Origin of the sequence: Pseudoflavitalea rhizosphaerae (genome assembly GCF_003991355.1) — a bacterium.
GTDB lineage: Bacteria > Bacteroidota > Bacteroidia > Chitinophagales > Chitinophagaceae > Pseudobacter > Pseudobacter rhizosphaerae.
On sequence record NZ_RCSU01000009.1, the window covers coordinates 201847 to 222506 of the forward strand.

A 20660-nucleotide genomic window follows, 5' to 3' on the forward strand; every position below is an offset into this window, starting at 1 on the left:
GCATTTCCTTCCGCATTTTTTCATGGCTAATCTGTCAGCTTTTTTGTTTTTATAATGATGGCATTCGGACCATTTTTCCCGGTAGCCTCTTTTACACGGTCCGCTCCTTTGATGATATCAACCGAAATGATATTGTTCCTGTTGCTTTTCACGAAAACATTTCCCTGTTCACAACTCATCTCCTTGTCATCGATAATGATGATGGCATTCAGCAAACAAAGGTCATCATCGAAGAAATTTTTCTTCTTTTGTTCTGTAACAGTTCCGGACACCGCTTTGGTAGTGATCAATATCACGCCGTCTTTTCCCTTATCACCATAAATAGCTGTAGCGGAGTTCCCTTTCAGTATATTGACCTGGGCAATAGTTGCCGGCGGGATCCTGTTCATTTCCTCCCTCGGGATGATTTTTCCATCAACAATGATCAGCGGCTCCACACCAATATCTTTCGCATCGGCCTTATATCCAACAGCGGTGACACTGACCGTTTCTTTTACGCTGGCATCGGGCTTCAACTGCAGCATTACCGGATTTGAAGTTGATCCAACTGTTATGGCCCCCTTCACATCCACCGGCCCATCCGTTACCAATACCACTTCTCCATTATCTACCGGTGGTTTTGGAGGAGCAGGCGGAGAGGGAACCGAACTGGGAGCTGCAGGAGGCGCCGGTACTGGCTTTCCGGAAACAGAAGGTGGCGGAGGAGGCGGAGGAGGAGTTGATATCTTTCCATATTTCTTTTCGAATGCCGCTTTCTGTTTAGGATCACCCAGATCAAATTTCTCTACTGTGCCATCCTTCAGGCGAATGGTCACCCGGTTATTCTTTTTGTGAATATCGATGCTTTCGATATTGCCGGATTTTGATTCAGGTTTGGTTGTATCAAAAATGATTTTATCCGCTTTCATGCGCGCCTTCAGTTGTCCGTTGACAATAGTGATCAGTTCTTCCTGTTCCACGGTTGTATCAGCAAAAACCTTTTCAGCAATGAGGCCGGAAGGAGAAGGCAGGTCGAGACGTGTTACGCTCCGGAATGCCAGCAACAATACGGCCAGCACGGGAACAATTAGCGCGAAGCGTAACAGATGTACGCTAGCACTCGTTTTTTTATTCATCATGACAATTCTTTTTTTGAGGGATGATAAATTGAAGTTATTCGCCACGGAAAAAAACGACATCCCCGTTACTTTCAGCAACATATACTGGTACTGCTTCCTGTCTATCCCATTGGCCAGTACCTGGTGATCGGCTATGAATTCCAGGTTCTGCCTGATGGCATTGCGAAGCAACCATGCGAATGGATTATACCAGTTGATGATGCACAGCAATTCCCCCCACATCATATCAAGACTGTGACGCTGCTTCACATGAATGAATTCATGACGCAGGATCTCCCGCAACTCAGCTTCAGTATGCAGGTGCTTGTTGAGATAGATGGAACGGCCAAAAGAGAACGGAACGATGCGCTTATCCACATGATAGAGCCTGGCTTCGTCGTCTGCCAGTAAAACCGCTCCGGACACGGCTTTTCTGAGACTCCAATACTGCCAGCATAATCGCGCGGCCATAATGATACTACCCGCAGCCAGCACCAGCCCCCCGATGAACACAGGATCAGACCAGACCGAGCTTTCCTGCAATTCAAAACGGTAAGAGTATTGCTCCAGTACGGGGATAGCCCTGAGCCAGGCTTTATCATCCCCCTGGTGAAGCAGACCGGTAATATCGATGAATGGCACCAGGAACGCCATCGCAGGATATACCAGCAGGAAGAGCCGGTTCCAGCGATAGAAAGTGAGCCTGCGCAATAAGAGCCAGTAAAAGAACCAGGTAACGGCCAGGCCTATACTAAGTTTTAGAATGAAATCCATTGGAATGATTTATCAGGTTACTTGCCTTCGATCAGTTTCAGAATATCTTTCAGTTCCTCAGGGCTCAGTTGTTTCTGGTCCACGAAGAAGTTCACCAACTCCTTATAAGAGTTATCGAAATAATTCTTCACCACGCTGTTCATGAATTTCTTTTTATACTCCTCTGAAGGGATAGCAGGATGGTATAAATAAGTATTCCCTGCCAGCCTGCTCTCCACATAACCTTTCTTCTCCAGGTTCTTTACAGTTGAAGCCAGTGTGGTGTAAGGAGGCTTCGGTTCATCCAAATAGTCCAGCAACTGCTTCACGCTGCCGCTGCCTGCTCTCCAGACTGCCTTCATGGCTTCCTCTTCCTGGGGCGTTAATTTTTCCATCTCTACGAAGTTTTCGTAAACCTACGAAATATTCGTAGACTACCAAAGTTTTTTCCGGTTAATTTTGGGAATTGCTCTAATCATTTAAATATGTCACTCTTATGAAACAATGGGTCCTTCTCCTCTGCACCGCGCTCCTGACCACCATGGCTATGGCGCAAACACCCAATGAACCGCCTTACAAACGTTTTCCTTCTGTACCGCCACTGCAGTTACTGATGAAAGACAGCAGCATCTTCACAAAAGACAAAGTGAAAAAACAACCATTGATCGTTATGTATTTCAGTCCGGGCTGCGATCATTGCCAACACCAGATGGAAGACATGATCAAAGACATGAGCAAATTCAAAGGCACCCAGATCATTCTGGCCACTTATCAGCCCTTCGAGGAAATAGATGAGTTCTATAAAAAATACCAACTCAGCAAGTATCCCAATATCACGATAGGAAGAGACAGCAAATACCTGCTGCCGCCTTTTTACAATATCCGCAGCCTGCCCTACCTGGCGCTGTATAATAAGAAGGGTGACCTGCTCACCACTTATGAAGGGAATGTGAAAGTGGCAAAGCTTGTACAAGCCTTTAAATAACTACCCCAACTTCCCTACCTTTGCCCTCGCAAACATTGAATCACATTATAAAAAATTGTTTTCAGATGAAAGTAACTGTTGTAGGCGCCGGCGCCGTAGGTGCAACCTGTGCCGATAATATCGCCCGTAAGGAACTGGCCACAGAACTGGTATTGCTGGATATCAAAGAAGGACTGGCCGAAGGAAAAGCGCAGGACATGATGCAAACCGCCACCCTCCTGGGCTTCGACACCAGGATCACTGGCAGCACCAACGATTATGCTAAGACCGCCGGTTCCGATGTGGTGGTGATCACTTCAGGTCTTCCCCGCAAACCAGGTATGACCCGCGAAGAACTGATCGGCACCAATGCAGGTATCGTAAAGAATGTGTGCGAGAACATCCTGAAACATTCTCCCAATGCCATCATCATCGTGATCAGCAATCCGATGGACACCATGACTTACCTGGCGCTGACTGCAACAGGCCTCCCCAAGAACCGCATCATTGGTATGGGCGGTACACTGGACAGCTCACGCTTCAAATATCAACTGAGCCAACACCTCAACTGCAGCCCTTCTGATCTGAATGCAGTAGTGGTTGGCGGTCATGGCGACACAACCATGATCCCACTGATCCGCTTTGCTACCTGGAACAGTGTTCCTGTTACCAACTTCCTCAGCGAAGAACAACAAAAACAAATCGTTGCCGACACAATGGTTGGTGGAGCTACACTCACCAAACTGATCGGAACATCTGCATGGTATGCACCTGGCGCTGCCGGAGCTGCACTGGTAGAAAGCATCGTGCGTGATGAAAAGAAACTCTTCACCTGCTGCGTATCGCTGGAAGGCGAATACGGCCAGAAAGATATCTGCCTGGGTGTGCCTGTGACCATCGGCCGCAATGGCTGGGAGAAGATCGTTGACTTCAAACTGAACGCGGAAGAACAAGCGCTGTTCAACAAGAGCGCTGATGCCGTGAGAAGCATGAACGATGTGTTGAAGACTCTCTAATCAGTTTATTATATTCTTTGGGAACGCGTATCATTCTAGATGGTACGCGTTCTTTTTTTTTCAGGTTATCGCGATGGGGGTACTTGATGCGGGCTGTAAAACAAACCAACGCGGGAGGATTTTTTCAGCTGTGAATAAGTGAGATGGAACTGATGTACTGAGCCGGGCCTTATCGCTTTTGTTTTGAAGGCCCGCATCAAGTACCCCCGTTGCTCTCTTTCCCGATAGTACATCATCTAATGATACACGATTTATAGATACGCTGAGTTATTCAGAATATGATATCAATTACAACTATCCGTTATTATCACCAAAGCTACCAGACCTCAAGCCTGCTCCACCCGCACTGAAACACACTCAGGCGTCCTATGCCCAATTTAATCGGCAATGATAGCACCGCAAACACCCCTTGCCTCCATCCGTCAGCACTGATGCGTCCACGGTTCATGCGGCGAGTGTTATGAAAATTCAGTCCTCGGAAACATAAGCGATGAAGCCCGGCCCAGTTCTACCGCCCAATCTTACCAACCCACAGCTAATCAATAATCCTCCCGCGGCGGTTTGTTTCCCAGACCTAATTTTTATAACCCGAGCCGCGCCAAAACCCGAGCCCCTTTCCTGCCTCATCCGTCAAAAAGCCGTATTCATCATAAATATCTGCCTGTTGGTGTGTGGAGATAAAAAAATATTGAAATTTTGTCCTCTGCTGTAAATCCATTTCGTCATTAGCCTGATGGCAAGCATTGTTTCAAATTAAAAAAACTGATCATGAAAGAGTTTATGTTCATTTTCACAGGCCCCACTTATGACGAACTGAATATGAGTGCGGAAGAAGCGCAGTCGCAAATGATGAAATGGTTCAGCCGGATGGATGATCTAAAGGCAAAAGGATTGTATGTGGAAGGCCACCCATTGCTACCCGACAGCAAGCGGCTGACAGGTGTTAACAAGGTAGTGACCGATGGGTCCTTTGCTGAAAGCAAGGAGTTGGTTGGCGGCTACCTGATTGTGAAAGCAAAAGATTTTAAACAGGCCGTTGAGACAGCCAAAGGCTTCCCCGATTTTGATTTGAACGGAACAGTGGAAGTACGGGAATGCGTGGACCTCTCTGGTGTGTACGACAATTAAAACAATTACCATGGAAAGGGAAACAGCTCCGATACGCCGATCAGTAAACTCCTATGGTATGACAGGAAAAATGCTGAACTGGTTTGAATTACCCGTGTCCGATTTCCAGCGGGCTAAAAAATTCTATGAGCAGATCCTGAACATCAGGATGGATACGGAAGATGCAGGCGCATACAAAATGGGCTTTTTCCCTTTTCAAAATGGCAAACCTGCGGGATGTATCACGCATGGCTATGGATGCATTCCCGATAATACAGGCACACTTATTTATTTGAATGGCAATCCCGATCTCTCCGTCATTCTCGCGAGGGTGGAAGCGGCAGGCGGAAAAATAATACTTCCCAAAACCGCTGTGGGAGCCAATTTCGGATACTTCGCCCATTTTGAAGATACGGAAGGCAACAAAGTGGGCCTTCACTCTGAGAACTGATCACTCATGTCTGCGTCATCTTCACATCCACTGGTAGATCACCTGGCTGCGCATGCTGAAACTCTATGATCTGCTGGCTGAACAGAAACTTTCTCCCATCGTATTCCTCAACAGGGCTGTGGTGAAGGCGTAGCTTGAATTGTATAGCCAGGGCCTGGAAGATATTTGGAACATAAAGAACATTGAAAGATTGCTGGCATCGCAATACATTTATTGCGCAGTGCTGGGAGATATTTATTTACGCTCAGGAGAAAAAGCACACGCTAAAAAATATCTCACACAAGCGATGGAGATGACGCACAGTATCGCAGAGAAAAAACTCATCTCCCAGAAAATAGAAAAATGTAATTGATCAGGGTGAGCCCAGTCAGTCGCTCGCCTCTGGCGAGTGACTTGTATTTAGTCGCCTCCGGCGACGCGGTGTTCGCCGGAGGCGAACAATTATAAGTCACTCGCCAGAGGCGAGCGACTGGCAACTGCGAAATTATTTTCTTCTCCCCAGTCTTTCTTTCACCTTCTCATACACGGATTCTGCGGTGATAAGCTCCATGCATTTGAAATGTTTCTTCGGGCATTTATCATAACCGATCTTGGAACAGGGCCGGCAGCTCAATCCCTTCACCTCCATGATATCGAACATGGAAGACGCGCCGGGCGCAGCTTTCGGATAATAAGGATACATTCCGAATTCCGGCACTGTATTGCCCCAGATGGAAATGACGGGTTTGCGGAAGGCTGATGCTATATGCATCAGGCCTGTATCATTGGAGATGATCAGCTTTGCCCTGCGCACCAGGTCGGCAGATTCATTGATATTGAATTTGCCGCATGCATTATAGATCTTCACAGGATCGAGGGCAGCAATCGCATCGCCCTCCTCCCTGTCTTCTTTCCCTCCCAGTAAAATAATGGGATGATCGATGATGGAGCAAAGCTCTTTCAATTTGTGCAGCGGGTACTTCTTTGTGTTCAGCGCAGCGCCGATCACCACGCCAATGTATCCTGCATGATGCGAAGCGGGGATATCCTCTTCCTTCACCTGGTCCTTTTCAGGAATGAAATAATCCAGACCCTGGCCGTCATTTATTATATTGAAGGATTTCAGTGTATCGAGATAACGCTCCACGATATGCACATCCGGCATGCGATTGATCTTGAAACTGGTGAGCAGCCATTTTTTGATATTGAGCTTATCGAAAGAAAAAGATTGCTTGTCGAGCGCCCGCTTCACACGCAATGTGCGCAGGTTATGATGCAGGTCTATCACGTAATCGAAATCCTCATCCTGCAATTTGTTGATCACAGCATCGAGGTCATTCTCCAATGTATGGATCTTATCGATATAAGGATTGGCAGCCAGTACCGGCAGGAATGCCTTCTTGGTCAGATAATGCACTTCGGCAGTGACTGCCTGCTTTTTCAGACAGCGGACCACCGGAGTGGTTAAAACAATATCACCGATAGAAGAAAATCGAACGATCAGAAACTTCATTGATTCAAAATTAAGACAGAAGCCATTACCCGCTCCTTATCACTCTTCCACAAAATTCAGGTCTTTCCCGAAAGTCTCTTTGGTCATAGCCGCAGCGATCAACGTAACGGCCATCAGGATGATGGCTGCATACATACCCCCCTGCACATATCCAACACCCTCAATTCCACGCAGCCATTTGAAGAGCGGAATGATGGCGATGGCCAGCAGGCCGCGCACCATATTGGGAATGGTGGTGGCAGCAGTTGCACGCAGGTTGGTTCCGAACTGTTCGGCGCCCATAGTAACGAAGATGGCCCAGAAACCAGTGCCAAAGCCCAGTCCGGCGCATACCCAGTACATTGCAGAAGCAGTACTGTTCCAGAGAACAGTAAAGTAAAGCACCATAAAGAAAATGGTGATGCCATAGAAAAGGAACAATGCCTTTTTTCGACTGCGGAACCACTGGCTCACAAAACCGATGATGATATCACCGGCAGAGATGGCTGCATAGGCGAACATGATCGCTTTTCCGGAGTCCACTTTTTCCTTTATGCCGAAATGTTCCGCAAATTCTTTGGAGAAGGTAACCAGCACGCCGATCACAAACCAGGTGGGTAACCCGATCAGGATGGCGAGGATATATCTTTTAAGGCGGTCGCCATTAGAGAAAAGCATGAAAAAGCTGCCGCGTTTCACATTCAGTTTCTTTACTTCATTGAACATACCTGATTCGAATACGGAGATACGAAGCAGGAGTAATGCCAGTCCGAGACCGCCGCCAATGAAATAACAGGTGCGCCAGTGAAAATTCTCTTTTACGATAAAGGCAACCACAGCTCCGGTGAGACCGATGCCTGCCACCATCGAAGTAGCGATGCCTCTTTTTTCTTTGGGAGTCATTTCAGAAACCAGGGTGATGCCTGCTCCGAGCTCACCTGCAAGACCAACACCCGCAATGAAGCGTACCATCGCATATTGGTCTACGGTAGTAACGAGTCCATTTGCGATATTGGCGAGTGAATACAAGATGATGGAACCGAACAATACACTGAGCCTTCCTTTTTTATCGCCCAGCATACCCCAGAGGATACCGCCAATGAGCAGCCCTCCCATTTGCCAGCTGATGATGCTTTCGCCGTCAGTGGTGAGTTGTTCGGGGGTTAATCCCAGTGAGGTAAGGCTTTCCACGCGGATAATACTGAACAGTAACAGGTCATAGATGTCTACGAAGTAGCCGAGGGCTGCAACAATCACTGTTACATTGAAAATAGAATTGGATTTGGGTTGCATAGAACTTAAGCAGGTGTTTGTGGTGGTTCGTTTGGTTTCCTTTTACTGAAAAACAATTTGTATATAACGGGAGCAGTAGTAACCAGAACGATACCGATCACAATCACTTCCAGGTGTTCTTTCAGATCGAACTGGAACCAGTCCAGGATCCATTTCTGGAGGAAGTGTCCGGCGAACAACATGCTGAATACCCAGGCCAGGCAGCCAACGATATTGTAGTAGGTGAATTTCTTTTTGTCCATTTGCACAATGCCCGCAATGATGGGAGCAAATGTTCTGATGATGGGAAGAAAACGCGCAACCACGATAGCGCCGCCGCCATGTTTCTCGTAGAAGTCGTGTGCATCATGAAGGAATTTCTTCTTGAAGAAGAACCGGTCTTTCCAATGGTACATGGCAGGGCCAACTTTCTTACCAGTCCAATACCCGACCATATTACCTAGTATACCGCAGATGGAAATGAGTATCCAAAGCACGATGAGATCAACATATTCGTTCCTCACCTGTTCCATACCGAATAACTTGAGGAACTGGTGTGTGATGCCGGGCTCTCCTGGTTTGAGTTCATGCGCATAGATACCGGCAACAAAAAGGAGGGAATCTCCGGGCAGGAAAAAACCGGCGAATAGTCCGGTTTCAGCAAATACAATAAAGAGCAAAAGCCAGAGCCCTCCATGCTGAATGTAGAATTCAGGATTCAACAGTTGAGACCACGTAAAATCTAACAGGATCAAATGCATAGCTGTTACTTGTATTGTTTAAGCAAGGGTTAAGCCTCTGCTGCTGCTCCGCTCTCGCTGGGCCCAAGCTCTCCTTCCCACTTACTTACCACACTGGTGGCGAGTGCATTTCCGATCACGTTGGTCATACTGCGGAACATATCACAGAAGTGGTCTATCGGGAGGATAATGGCTACGCCTTCGGGTGGAATACCGAACATGGCGCAGGTGGCCAGTACAATCACCAGTGATGCACGCGGCACACCGGCAATCCCTTTACTGGTGATCATCAGTACCAGCAACATGGTGAGCTGGGTAGAGAGATCGAGGGGCACGTTATAAGCCTGCGCTATAGCGAGACTTGCGAAAGTCATATACATCATACTACCATCGAGGTTGAAGGAATAACCGAGCGGCAGTACAAATGACACGATCTTGTTCTTGCAACCGAAACGCTCCAGCTCTTCGGTGAGCTTGGGAAATACGGCTTCACTGCTGGTAGTGCTGAAGGCGATTAGCAGTGGTCCACCGATCCTTTTCAGCAGGTCTGCAACACGTTTGGGGCCGAGGATCATGGTGCCCACACCCAGGAGAATGATCCAGAGAATGAGAATGCCCAGCAAGAAAAATGCAAAGTATACAAAATAGAATTTGAATATCCCCAATCCTTTGGTGGCCACTACAGCAGTGAGAGCGCCGAACACACCAAGCGGTGCGAAGTTCATCACATAGCCCACCATTTTCAGGATCACATGGGATACGATGTCCAGCGCTTTGATCAGTGGTTTCGCATAGTCGCCAAGGGTAGTAAGCGCTACGCCGAAGAAGATGCTGAACACAACCAGCTGCAGGATCTCGTTGGTGGCCATGGCTTCTATCACGCTGCGCGGGATGATATGCTCCACGAACTTTTCGAGAGAGAAGGCGGAAGTATTCTTCATAAGGTCTTTCACGCCCTCAGTGTCAGCCTGGGAAAGATCGATATAATGACCAGGCTGAAAAACATTTACGAGCACCAGTCCGAGCAGGAGGCTCATGAGCGATGCGGAAATGAACCAGAGGATAGCTTTACCTCCCACCCTTCCAACTGCCTTGAGATCGCCGAGTTTGGCGATGCCCACTACCAGTGTGGAGAATACGAGAGGGGCGATGATCATCTGTACCAGGCGAATGAAAACCTTACCGAGCAGGTTGATATTCTTGGAGAAAGGTGTGATGAATTCTGGTGATGCGAGCTCATGAACAGCATACCCGGCAACAATGCCAAGCGCCATCGCAAGCAGGATATAAATCGTCAGCCTGTTCTTTTTCATTTCAGCTTGTCTGGTTAATAATGGCCTGCAATATAATACTTAAACAATAAAAAGCATTTTTTGCAAACCCTTATTCTCACTCATGTACAGGGCAGCTGTATTGGTCAATCTTTTAATTTGCGGAGATTAATAAATCCTTATCTTTCCGCCTTATATCTTGTAATAAACCCCATTCAATCATTACAAAAAATAGATAACCGACTGTTATGAGTTTGTTCCGTAAAAAATCATTAACTGCTCTGCTGGCACAGGCTGCCGAATCGGAGAAAGGGTTAAAAAGGACCCTCGGCGCCGGTAACCTGGTTGCACTCGGCATTGGCGCCATTATTGGCGCCGGTTTGTTTGTAAGAACTGCTGCAGCTGCTGGTGGTCACGCAGGGCCTGCGGTGACTGTATCCTTTATCATCGCGGCTATTGGTTGCGCATTTGCCGGTTTGTGTTATGCTGAATTTGCTTCCATGATCCCCATCGCAGGTAGCGCTTACACCTATGCTTATGCTACCATGGGCGAACTGGTTGCCTGGATCATCGGATGGGCGCTGGTACTTGAATACGCATTAGGTGCCGCTACAGTATCCATTGCTTGGAGTGAGTACTTAAATAATTTGCTGGGGGGGGCAATACCGTATGAATGGTGCCACTCGCCGCTGGAAAAAGCGGTTGATGCAGCAGGCGTTACCCATTATGGTATCCTGAATGCTCCGGCGCTGCTGATCCTTCTCCTTCTTTCTCTACTCCTGATCAAGGGTACTGAAGAATCTGCCTGGGTGAATGCGATCATCGTGTTTGTGAAAGTAGCCATCGTTCTGGTGTTTATTGCCATCGGCTGGCAGTTCATCAAACCAGAGAACCATACTCCATTCTTCATTCCTGCCGATCAACCGCCTGCCATTCTTCCGGACGGTTCTGAATACTCTTACGCACCCAAATTCAATCACGGCTTCTGGGGCGTACTTCGTGGCGCAGCCATCGTGTTCTTCGCCTTCATCGGCTTCGATGCGGTATCCACTGCAGCGCAGGAAGCGAAGAATCCGAAGAGGGACATGCCCATCGGTATCCTTGGATCACTGGTGGTTTGTACCATCCTTTACATCTTATTCTCTTACGTACTCACAGGTGTTGCTCCGTTCACCGACTTCCAGAAGTCTGGCCGCGAAGCCTCTGTTGCTTACGCAATCGAAACATATATGCATAATTACCAATGGCTCGCAACTGCTGTATCCATCGCTATCCTGGCCGGTTTCAGCTCTGTGATCCTGGTGATGCTGCTTGGTCAGAGCCGCGTGTTCTACTCCATGAGTAACGACGGCCTCCTGCCTAAAGTGTTTGCAGACCTGCACCCCAAATTCAGAACGCCATACAAATCCAACCTGATCCTCTTCATTTTCGTGGGAGCATTTGCCGGATTTGTACCTGGCCACCTTGCTGGTGACCTCACCAGTATCGGCACCCTGTTCGCATTTGTGCTGGTAAGCGCAGGTGTTTGGATCATGAGAAAATCAGATCCCAATGTGCCACGTCCGTTCAGAACGCCTGCAGTTCCGTTCGTGTCTACCATGGGCATTTTAGTTTGTACAGCGATGATCATTTCACTGGACCATGTTACCCAGCTCACAGCCCTGGCCTGGATGGCCATCGGCCTGGTGATCTACTTCGGCTACAGCAAGAGCAGAAGTAAACTGGGAAAATCATAATCTCAACATCTTCTCTATAAAAAAACGCCCCGGAACCCGCCGGGGCGTTTTTTTATAAGAGCCACATCAGTTAAATTTGCAGCCCTAAGGCTTAGGCCCGGTCAAACAGTTTTATCAAGAAATAAGTAATCAATACCAATATGGGTAGGATATTTGAAGTTCGGAAGTCCACCATGTTCGCGCGGTGGGACAAAATGGCTAAACAATTCAGCCGTATCGGAAAAGAGATCGTGATCGCCGTAAAAGCCGGTGGCCCTGATCCCAATACCAATCCGGCCCTCCGCCGCTGTATGGCTAACGCCAAGAGTGTGAACATGCCGAAAGACCGCGTGGAAGCGGCCATCAAACGTGCTTCCGGCAAGGAAATGGAAAGCTATGAGGAGATCCTGTACGAAGGATACGGCCCTCATGGTGTAGCCATCCTGGTGGAAACCGCTACCGATAACCACGTCCGCACAGTTGCCAACGTGAAGTCCCATTTCAACAAAGGGAACGGCGCACTCGGCAATAGCGGCAGCGTAGCCTTCCAGTTCAAAAAGATGGGCGTATTCAAACTGAATCCTGAAGGCCTCAGCCAGGAAGACCTGGAGCTGGAGCTGATCGATTTCGGCCTGGAAGAAATGGGAGAAGGAACCGGTGAGAACGGCGAAACTGTACTGGTACTGCGTGTAGGCTTCACCGATTTCGGTAACATGCAGAAAGCCCTCGAAGAAAAGAACATCACTCCCATCAGCGCCGAACTGGAATGGATCCCCGGCACTACCGTTGAATTAGGAGAAGAACAGGCCCAGGAAGTGTTGAAACTGGTAGACAGGCTGGAGCAGGACGAAGATGTACAGAAAGTGTTTCACAATCTCGCATAAGCGAAAAATGATATTCAAAAGCCTCCATTAATGTAATATTGATGGAGGCTTTTCTACTTATGATATAATCTCAGTTTCATGAAAGCTAAACATGCATTGTTCTTACTGGCAATCGGATTTGTACTGGAATTTGTTGGGAGCTGGATAAAGATCGCTCATTGGTCCAATGGAGAATATTGGTTCATTGCAGGGGTAATTTTGAAAATTGCCGGGGTTGTATTGCTGGCGTATAAGATTGTGACGTATCCGGGGTGGAAGGGGTTTTGGAATAAGTAAACGGACTCAAAAACACCTGACTATGGCATACGAATATTACTTACAGGCCTACTTTAATCAGGAACCACAAGAAATCCCGGTTGACTTTATTATTCCTTTACTCGCCAAATACGTTTCAAACGCTGGAGAAAATTTTTTTGACATTTGTTTTGATCCTGAAAACAGATGTACGGTTTTCATGGATAGGAATAGTAAATTTATCGGAAACCTTACTATCAGCAGACCTTGTTCGGGTCCGGATCTCTGTGAATTGATCTATCAATTAATGCAAACAGGTAACTTTATCTTTTTCGAGCCTGATGGAAAATACGCAATCATTCTGTCTGCGAATATTGAAGCTCATCTTCCCCCTGAAATGATCGAAACTTTGGGAAAACCTAAAACAGCTGTAAGCAAGGAGCACTTTTTTGAATTGCTGACAAATGCAAGGTAATCATGAGCTTTCATTCACCCGAAGCTTCTCTGCAATCCTCCTATAATATGAGTCACTCTGTTCTGCTCGTTATAATCGAGATGCACACCTACCCATTCAAAAATATAAGAATGCGAAAGAAGTTTTCCAAATTCATTTTGTAAATAATTTCTCAACGGTTCAGGAGCAGCATCCATTTCATCCCAGATACTGGTTCTGTTGTTTAATACAAATATTATATCTTCAAAATCACTGCTCAATCTTCCATCGTTATCTCCTCTACCCTTAAATGCTTCAAGCTTGGAAGCAATAAAGCAGGCCGGTTGAAAAATCCTGACCACACTATTTTCATCGAGTTTAAAATTCATGGCAGTCCTGAACCCATCGGGATACCATTTATTCGAGAAACCCAGAATATTTTTCTCTGTAGGCATAACATCTACAATTACACCATTGACGCGGTAACGGCAAATCACACCAGAATCGATATCATTCTCAAAGCCTTTTGCACGCAATTTGTTTTCTATGTCAGAATAATCTGAGTAATTCAATAGCTCCACCAAAATATCAACATCATCTGTTGGTCTTACTTCAATAGCGGGGCGGTCCGCATATAAAGCAACCGTAGCTCCACCAACAAACACGACTTCACTGCCCAATTCTTCAAGAGCGTTATAAACGGCTTTTATTCTAACAATATTTGGACGCATACTCAAGTCAATATTTCTTTCTTCAGCATATTCAATGCCAATTTAAACTCTCTTACCCGCCCTACTCTTAAGATATCGATTGCAGCCAGCCATCTGTAAAGCTTTGCATCCAATTGTGCAGCTAGTGGAACGCCTTTATGTAACGGAATAATTGAAAGACCTTTTATAGTCCCGTTTTCATCTGGCCAAACGTAATTGAATTCTGAATCGAAATGTTTTTTAAAAAAACTATGTGAATGCCCGGTCGGAACTCCTGTTACAAATGAACCAGGCACCTGAGGAAACACATAATGTAGTCCATGCCCGATAAATTCCATTAGCGATTGACGATATACGTTACGACGCGACTGATCGATCAGACCTCCGGTATGGCTTCTTTGAAGAGACTCTGAAATTTCTGAAACACTGATAAACAGTTGTGCAGACAAATCCCTGTATTGCCAATCAGACTTATCAATACTTAGAATTTTCAGCAGGATGACTATGTCCTGCGGTCGCATACCATTGTGAGATTTCATACCACGAATATAATTGTTTTCTGTTCGCGAATCGCGATCAGCGATCAAATTCGATAATCAAACCAAATATATAAATGATAATCAATTACATACCCAAAAATAAGTGGTCTTTATAAAGTGAATGCTGGACAAGCTAAAGACTAACTGGTGGATGCAAAAGCAATCTGTGGTCAAATACAATATTTCAATGTACAGAATTTCGATACATATTTCTATTTCCCATTCGTATGATTCTCTCCATCACCCATCCCCTCTTCTATCTCCCGCTTAACAATTTCCTTAAACCTTTTCTCATTCCTTTTCCATGTTGCCACAGAAATCACGGTGATCGCAATCACACTGATCACGGGCACCATCCACAACGTGCCTTCCAGGTCAATTCCCAACATCGCAAATAAAAAAAACACCACGATCGTGGAAATGAAAGTGCCGGCCAGGATGTACAAAGTGAGATAGGGCCTTTGTCCGCCTACTCTTTGTTCTTCCCAGTATTTGATAAACCTTCTCTCTTTAGCTGATAACATGTGGAACTATTTATTGTAACTCGCCGGCAAAGATATTTTATATCTCACAGCAATCACACGGATCAATACAATGAACACAATGGTAATAGTGGTGATATACTCCAGCAGTATACCGGTCTGCACCAGCCCGAAATACAAGATGCCTCCAGCAATACAGGCAGAAGCATAGATCTCTTTCCGGAAAATGAGCGGGATATTGTTGAGCAACACATCACGAAGCACGCCGCCAAAGCAACCTGTAGTAGTGCCCAGGGCAATGCAGATCAGGGAACTGAGACCAGCCTCCTGCCCTTTTTCGATCCCCACCACTGTAAACAAGCCCAATCCGAGTGAATCGAAAAAGAACATTGTCTTGCTTAGTTGTTTGAGGTATTTGCCGAAAAGCAATGCTGCAATGGCGGTTCCGAGAACGATCAAAGCAGTACGATTGTCCTGCAACCAGGTGACCGGCGTTTTGCCGATCAGCATATCACGAACGGTTCCACCACCGATGGCTGTTACAAACGTAATGATGATCACTCCAAAAGGATCTAACCTTTTTTCCATGGCCATGAATGCGCCTGACAATCCAAAGGCGATGGTACCGCCGGTCTCGATAATGTCGAGGTAGAGTTTATTCATTTACCATTTCAGTTACCACATCCACGATCTCTTCGGTGTTGGGCTTGCTGAAATAATCGCCGTCGCTGCCATAGCTGGGTCTGTGTGCTTTACCGGTGATGGTGCGGGGGGCCACATCCAGCCAGCGGTAGCCACCTTGTTTTTCCATCACTTCGTTGAACATGTATCCGCATGCGCCACCCGGCACATCTTCATCCACGAACACGATGCGATTGGTCTTCTTCAGGCTTTGCAGGATCACCTGGTGGGTATCGAATGGCAGCAATGTCTGCACATCCACGATCTCGCAACTGATGCCATGTTTCGCCATGATGTCAGCGGCTTCCTGGATCACGCGGAGCATAGAACCATAGGAAACGATCGTGATATCTGAGCCTTCACGGATCACTTCAGGAACACCGAGCGCTACTGTGTAATTCAGCAGGTCGCTGGGAAGTTTTTCTTTCAGGCGATAACCATTGAGACATTCCACTACAATGCCTGGATCATTACCCTGCAACAGGGTATTGTACATACCTGCCGCCTGCACCATATTGCGGGGTACGCAGATATGCATGCCGCGAAGGGAATTGATCATCATGCCCAGCGGTGAGCCGCTATGCCAGATGCCTTCCAGCCTGTGGCCGCGGGTGCGAACGATCACCGGGCAGCTCTGGCGGCCTTTGGTGCGCCAGTGGAGGGTGGCAGCATCATCGCTGAGTGGCTGCAGTCCATATAAAAGATAATCGAGGTATTGAATTTCTGCGATTGGACGGAGACCACGCATGGCGAGGCCAATGCCTTGTCCCATAATAGTGAGCTCGCGTATACCGGTATCGAACACACGATCGTTACCATGTTTGGCCTGGAGGCCGGCAAAGCCCTGGTTCACGTCGCCGATCTTACCTACGTCTTCTCCGAATGCCACCACTTTGGGATTGCTGTTCAACAGTGCATCGAAGTAGCGGTTGAGGATCTCGTAACCGTTCACCATCGGTGCATCGAAAGCGTAAGTAAGTGCTGAAGTTTGAATATTGAAAACGCTCTTCGGGCTTTCATCGTACAATTTGGAATCGTACATGGCATAGCCTTCGGCTTTCATTTCCTTGTAATAAGTTCTGAGACGGTCAGCAGCGGGCGCATTACCGGCATGTAAGAGAGCATTGTGGATTACCTGTAGTATGTCGCGGCGCATAGGCTCACGGTTAGACGCGAGTCCCTGCCTGTCTTTCGCCAGGTCGCCATGCGCATCGAGGCCTGCATTGATCAGTTCATCGATCATGTCCAGGGCTTCGCTCACCTGCTGTTTGATGGGAGTGATATATTTTTCCCAGGCGCGGTTCTTACTGTCGCGCACATATTCTTTCGCTTTGATCTCCACATTATGCAGTTCCTCTTCTGAGCAGAGCTCGTTTTCGAGGATCCATTCGCGGAACTTCTTGTTTCCGTCCCACTCACGTTCCCATTCGAGCTGTTCGGGGCTCTTGTAACGTTCATGACTACCCGAAGTAGAATGTCCCTGAGGCTGGGTTACCTCTTCTACATGGAAGAGGGCCGGGATATGTGTATCGCGGATCTTCTGGATAGCTGATTCAAATACTTCGCACATGCCTGCATAATCCCAGGCGCGTACTTTATAGATATCGAAGCCGTTGGTGCCATCTTTTTTCTGGAAGCCCTTGAGCGCTTCGGAGATGGAGCCTTTGGTTGTTTGAAATTCTTTGGGAACGGAGATACCGTAACCATCGTCGTACACGAGTACTGCGAGTGGCACCTGCAGCACGCCGGCGGCATTGATGGTTTCCCAGAAATGGCCTTCAGACGTGGAGGCATCACCGATAGTAGCGAAGCAAACTTCATTGCCTTCATTGCTGAGATGGTGAAGGTCCTGCAGCACTCCTGAATTGCGGAATAATTTTGAAGCGAATGCCATGCCGAGGGCCCTTGGCATTTGTCCGGCAGTAGGGGCCAGTCCGGCTGCGATGTTCCTGCGGTTGACGAGATCGAGGAATTCCCCCTCTTCATCAACGGTTTGAGTGGCGAAGTGGGAGTTCATCTGGCGGCCGCCGCTATGGGGGTCATTGGCAGTATCGGGATCGGCATAGAGCTGGGCAAAGAACTCTTCCACATTTGCCTGTTTGGAGGCAAAAGCAAAGGTTTGATCGCGATAATAACCAGATAACCAGTCTCCGCGACGGAAAAATTTAGCTGCTGCAATCTGGGCAACTTCCTTCCCGTCGCCGAAAATGCCGAATTTGGCTTTCCCGGTCAGTACTTCCTTACGGCCTAAAAGGCTGGCTTCCCTGCTCTCGCAGGCCATACGGTAGTCGTTCAACACTTCCTCCCGGAACTTGTCGAACGATAATTTTTCGTTGGCAAACAATGGGTTGTGTATGGCGTTTTCCATGCGTCAAAAGTAGGTATTAACTCCATATAATATGTTCGAAAGCGGGCAATATTTGCAGTTGTTAAAAAATTGTCATTAACCCCGAAATTTATTGGCAGATAGTGCGTTAAAAATGTAATTTTGAATACGTTAACATTAAAATTTATCAGGTCATGATCAGAAGGTTTTTCGCATTTGCCATCGTCATATTCCTGGCCGGGACCGTTTCGGTGAAGGCGCAGTCTGCCACTGCAACGCAAGCTGGCACAGAAGTGTTGCAACTGAAAGAATCCGGGTATGATTTTGGCAAGATCCCTCAGGGGAGGCCCGTGACACATATTTTTGAAATAGTGAACACAGGTAAAACTCCTTTGTTATTGACCAATGTGCAGGCATCCTGTGGCTGTACCACTCCCGAGTGGAGTAAAGCGCCGATCAAACCGGGAGCCACGGCACAGATCAAGGTAGGATACAATTCGGCTGCTGAAGGTTACTTCAATAAGTCGATCACGATACTTTATAACAATAACCAGTCTAAAACGCTGTTGATCTCCGGTACTGTGTACAAAACACCTGTTACAGCAGCACCGGTCAACGCGTCCATTGCATTATTAAAAAACATTAATGGTCACTAAACAAATTCAATCGAGTATGAAACATCTCCTTCTGGCACTCAGCGTGTTTTTCGTATCAGCAACAGTATTTGCCCAGGCCCCTGCTACAGTGCAGAAAGCAGAAAATGTTGTGAAGTTCAAAGAACTGGTTCACGATTTCGGTAAGATCAAACAAGGTGTACCTGTAACTTACAATTTCGCGTTCACCAATATCGGCACAAAGCCTGTTGTGATCGAGGCTGCCACTGCATCCTGCGGTTGCACTACTCCGGTAAAACCTGAAGCTCCCATTGCAAAAGGAAAGGCCGACAAGATCACTGCCGGTTTCAACGCCTCAGCACTCGGGCCCTTCAACAAAACCATCACCATCAAGGTAGCGGGTATCGATGCCCCACTGGACCTTCGCATCACCGGTGAAGTACTGAATGAAGTCGATTACGCAAAATATCAGCAATCAAAAGGAAACAAGTCAAAATAAAAGATACACATTAGCTGCGCGGGGTCTTCCTGTTGTCTTTGGCAATACATGGAAGACCCCACATTTTTTTGTGTATTTCCCCAAAAACAGATAACAATACTCCCCTATCTTTGCCGCATGTTAACGATTAGCCAGCGTGGCCATGCAATGCCACCATCCCCCATCCGTAAGCTGGTTCCTTTTGCGGAAGCAGCCAAGAAAAAAGGAACGAAAGTATACCATCTCAATATTGGTCAGCCGGATATTGAAACGCCTCCCCAGATCCTGGACGCTGTTCGCCATGCCGATTTCAAAGTGCTGGAATACAGTCACAGTGCAGGTAACGAGAGCTATCGCCGCAAACTGGTGGAATACTATAAGAAAGTAGGTATTGAAGTGGACCATAACCAGATCATCATCACTACCGGCGGATCCGAAGCCATTATATTTGGTTTCATGACCTGCCTCGATCCGGGTGACGAAGTGATCATTCCCGAGCCTTTCTACGCCAACTACAATGGATTTGCCGTGGAAGCTGAAGTAGTGGTAAAGCCCATCACCTCCTCCATCGAAACCGGGTTTGCACTGCCCGCCATCAGCGAGTTTGAAAAAATGATCACGCCCCGCACCAAAGCGATCGTGATCTGTAATCCCAACAATCCTACAGGTTACCTCTACAGCCAGGAGGAAATGAACACACTGAAAGAGATCGTGATCAAACACAACCTCTTCCTGTTTTCGGATGAAGCTTACCGTGAGTTCGCCTACGATGGCAAACAGATCAGCGCCATGCAACTCGAAGGAGCCGAACAGAACGTAGTGTTGATGGATACGATCTCTAAGCGTTACAGTGCCTGCGGCGGACGTATCGGCGCATTCGTTACAAAGAACAAACAGGTGCTGGATGCCGCCATGAAATTTGCACAGGCGCGCCTCAGCCCCCCCTCCTTTGCACAGATCCTCGGTGAAGCAGCTATTGACCTGCCCGATAATTATTTCGACGCCACCCGCGCCGAATACCTCAAACGCAGGGATGTGCTGGTAAAAAGACTGAATGCCATGGAAGGTGTATTCTGCCCTAATCCCGGTGGAGCCTTCTATGCAATGGCCAAATTGCCCATCGATGATTCCGATAAATTCTGCCAGTGGCTGCTGGAATCCTTCAATCATAACAACGCCACTGTAATGCTGGCGCCGGCTACTGGATTCTATGGAACGAAAGGACTTGGATTGAATGAAGTCCGCCTGGCCTACGTACTGAACGGAGACGATCTCAATGGCGCGATGGATTGCCTGGAAGCGGCGTTGAAAGTTTATCCGGGAAGAACGAAATAATCCCATTAAAACATCATATTAAAAACATAGAGGCGACCTTTTGCGGTCGCCTCTATGTTTTTCGGGGAGCTCACTCGCTCGCCTCTG

22 protein-coding genes are annotated in these 20660 nt (G+C 47.3%); 11 read left to right on the top strand and 11 right to left on the bottom strand.

Annotated elements, in window-relative coordinates; genetic code table 11:
- Window positions 1-26: 26 nt before the first annotated feature.
- Window positions 27-1871, bottom strand: coding sequence for a M56 family metallopeptidase (locus tag D9Y29_RS16800; protein WP_127130282.1), 1845 nt, complete (start codon window positions 1869-1871; stop codon window positions 27-29).
- Between the two features lie 17 nt (window positions 1872-1888).
- Window positions 1889-2245, bottom strand: coding sequence for a BlaI/MecI/CopY family transcriptional regulator (locus tag D9Y29_RS16805; protein ID WP_127130284.1), 357 nt, complete (start codon window positions 2243-2245; stop codon window positions 1889-1891).
- A 101-nt stretch (window positions 2246-2346) separates the two neighbouring features.
- On the opposite strand from D9Y29_RS16805, the gene D9Y29_RS16810 reads away from it, so the two are divergent.
- The 4 genes from D9Y29_RS16810 (at window position 2347) to D9Y29_RS16825 (ending at window position 5388) form a co-directional block, all read left to right on the top strand.
- The gene (locus D9Y29_RS16810; protein ID WP_127130286.1) at window positions 2347-2835 is read left to right on the top strand and encodes a TlpA family protein disulfide reductase; all 489 of its coding nucleotides are present in this window, start codon (window positions 2347-2349) and stop codon (window positions 2833-2835) included.
- Between the two features lie 65 nt (window positions 2836-2900).
- The gene (gene mdh, locus D9Y29_RS16815; protein WP_127130288.1) at window positions 2901-3830 is read left to right on the top strand and encodes a malate dehydrogenase; all 930 of its coding nucleotides are present in this window, start codon (window positions 2901-2903) and stop codon (window positions 3828-3830) included.
- Between the two features lie 768 nt (window positions 3831-4598).
- Window positions 4599-4958: a YciI family protein gene (locus D9Y29_RS16820; protein WP_127130290.1), complete on the top strand. Its 360-nt coding sequence runs from the start codon at window positions 4599-4601 to the stop codon at window positions 4956-4958.
- Window positions 4959-5016: 58 nt separating this feature from the next.
- Window positions 5017-5388, top strand: coding sequence for a VOC family protein (locus D9Y29_RS16825; RefSeq protein WP_206513810.1), 372 nt, complete (start codon window positions 5017-5019; stop codon window positions 5386-5388).
- 484 nt (window positions 5389-5872) lie between these two features.
- Here the strand turns inward: D9Y29_RS16825 and D9Y29_RS16830 are convergent, their stop codons facing one another.
- The 4 genes from D9Y29_RS16830 to D9Y29_RS16845 are packed head-to-tail and all read right to left on the bottom strand — an operon-like array spanning window position 5873 to window position 10184.
- Window positions 5873-6880 carry a glycosyltransferase family 9 protein gene (locus tag D9Y29_RS16830; protein ID WP_127130292.1) on the bottom strand — a complete coding sequence of 336 codons (1008 nt, stop codon included), beginning with the start codon at window positions 6878-6880 and terminating at the stop codon, window positions 5873-5875.
- Between the two features lie 39 nt (window positions 6881-6919).
- Window positions 6920-8152, bottom strand: a complete 1233-nt coding sequence (locus D9Y29_RS16835; protein WP_127130294.1) for an MFS transporter — start codon at window positions 8150-8152, stop codon at window positions 6920-6922.
- A gap of 5 nt (window positions 8153-8157) precedes the next feature.
- Entirely contained in the window at window positions 8158-8892 is a 735-nt protein-coding gene (locus tag D9Y29_RS16840) for a DedA family protein (protein WP_127130296.1), read from the bottom strand.
- Between the two features lie 29 nt (window positions 8893-8921).
- Entirely contained in the window at window positions 8922-10184 is a 1263-nt protein-coding gene (locus tag D9Y29_RS16845; RefSeq protein WP_127130298.1) for a dicarboxylate/amino acid:cation symporter, read from the bottom strand.
- 206 nt (window positions 10185-10390) lie between these two features.
- On the opposite strand from D9Y29_RS16845, the gene D9Y29_RS16850 reads away from it, so the two are divergent.
- The 4 genes from D9Y29_RS16850 (at window position 10391) to D9Y29_RS16865 (ending at window position 13450) form a co-directional block, all read left to right on the top strand.
- Entirely contained in the window at window positions 10391-11878 is a 1488-nt protein-coding gene (locus tag D9Y29_RS16850; protein WP_127130300.1) for an amino acid permease, read from the top strand.
- Between the two features lie 140 nt (window positions 11879-12018).
- Window positions 12019-12741, top strand: coding sequence for a YebC/PmpR family DNA-binding transcriptional regulator (locus D9Y29_RS16855; protein WP_127130302.1), 723 nt, complete (start codon window positions 12019-12021; stop codon window positions 12739-12741).
- A 78-nt stretch (window positions 12742-12819) separates the two neighbouring features.
- A complete protein-coding gene (locus tag D9Y29_RS16860) occupies window positions 12820-13017 on the top strand; it encodes a hypothetical protein (protein WP_127130304.1) in 198 nt (65 codons plus the stop codon).
- A gap of 22 nt (window positions 13018-13039) precedes the next feature.
- On the top strand, window positions 13040-13450 hold the full coding sequence (locus tag D9Y29_RS16865; protein ID WP_127130306.1) for a hypothetical protein: 411 nt from the start codon (window positions 13040-13042) through the stop codon (window positions 13448-13450).
- 14 nt (window positions 13451-13464) lie between these two features.
- Here D9Y29_RS16865 and D9Y29_RS16870 read toward each other — a convergent pair whose 3' ends face one another.
- From D9Y29_RS16870 to D9Y29_RS16890, 5 genes are all read right to left on the bottom strand, one after another.
- Window positions 13465-14139, bottom strand: coding sequence for a nucleotidyltransferase family protein (locus D9Y29_RS16870; RefSeq protein ID WP_127130308.1), 675 nt, complete (start codon window positions 14137-14139; stop codon window positions 13465-13467).
- A gap of 2 nt (window positions 14140-14141) precedes the next feature.
- Window positions 14142-14657 carry a hypothetical protein gene (locus tag D9Y29_RS16875; protein ID WP_206513811.1) on the bottom strand — a complete coding sequence of 172 codons (516 nt, stop codon included), beginning with the start codon at window positions 14655-14657 and terminating at the stop codon, window positions 14142-14144.
- A 212-nt stretch (window positions 14658-14869) separates the two neighbouring features.
- Window positions 14870-15181 (bottom strand): hypothetical protein, encoded by a 312-nt coding sequence (locus tag D9Y29_RS16880; RefSeq protein WP_127130310.1) that lies wholly within the window; start codon window positions 15179-15181, stop codon window positions 14870-14872.
- A 6-nt stretch (window positions 15182-15187) separates the two neighbouring features.
- Window positions 15188-15802 (bottom strand): trimeric intracellular cation channel family protein, encoded by a 615-nt coding sequence (locus tag D9Y29_RS16885; RefSeq protein WP_127130312.1) that lies wholly within the window; start codon window positions 15800-15802, stop codon window positions 15188-15190.
- Window positions 15795-18188 carry an alpha-ketoacid dehydrogenase subunit alpha/beta gene (locus D9Y29_RS16890; protein WP_127130314.1) on the bottom strand — a complete coding sequence of 798 codons (2394 nt, stop codon included), beginning with the start codon at window positions 18186-18188 and terminating at the stop codon, window positions 15795-15797. Before D9Y29_RS16890 ends, D9Y29_RS16885 begins: the two co-directional genes overlap by 8 nt.
- A 152-nt stretch (window positions 18189-18340) precedes the next feature.
- Here D9Y29_RS16890 and D9Y29_RS16895 point away from each other — a divergent pair, with 152 nt between their 5' ends.
- The 3 genes from D9Y29_RS16895 (at window position 18341) to D9Y29_RS16905 (ending at window position 20573) form a co-directional block, all read left to right on the top strand.
- Window positions 18341-18802: a DUF1573 domain-containing protein gene (locus D9Y29_RS16895; protein ID WP_127130316.1), complete on the top strand. Its 462-nt coding sequence runs from the start codon at window positions 18341-18343 to the stop codon at window positions 18800-18802.
- Between the two features lie 16 nt (window positions 18803-18818).
- A complete protein-coding gene (locus tag D9Y29_RS16900; protein ID WP_164735440.1) occupies window positions 18819-19259 on the top strand; it encodes a DUF1573 domain-containing protein in 441 nt (146 codons plus the stop codon).
- A gap of 117 nt (window positions 19260-19376) precedes the next feature.
- Entirely contained in the window at window positions 19377-20573 is a 1197-nt protein-coding gene (locus tag D9Y29_RS16905) for a pyridoxal phosphate-dependent aminotransferase (protein ID WP_127130320.1), read from the top strand.
- Window positions 20574-20660 lie beyond the last annotated feature (87 nt).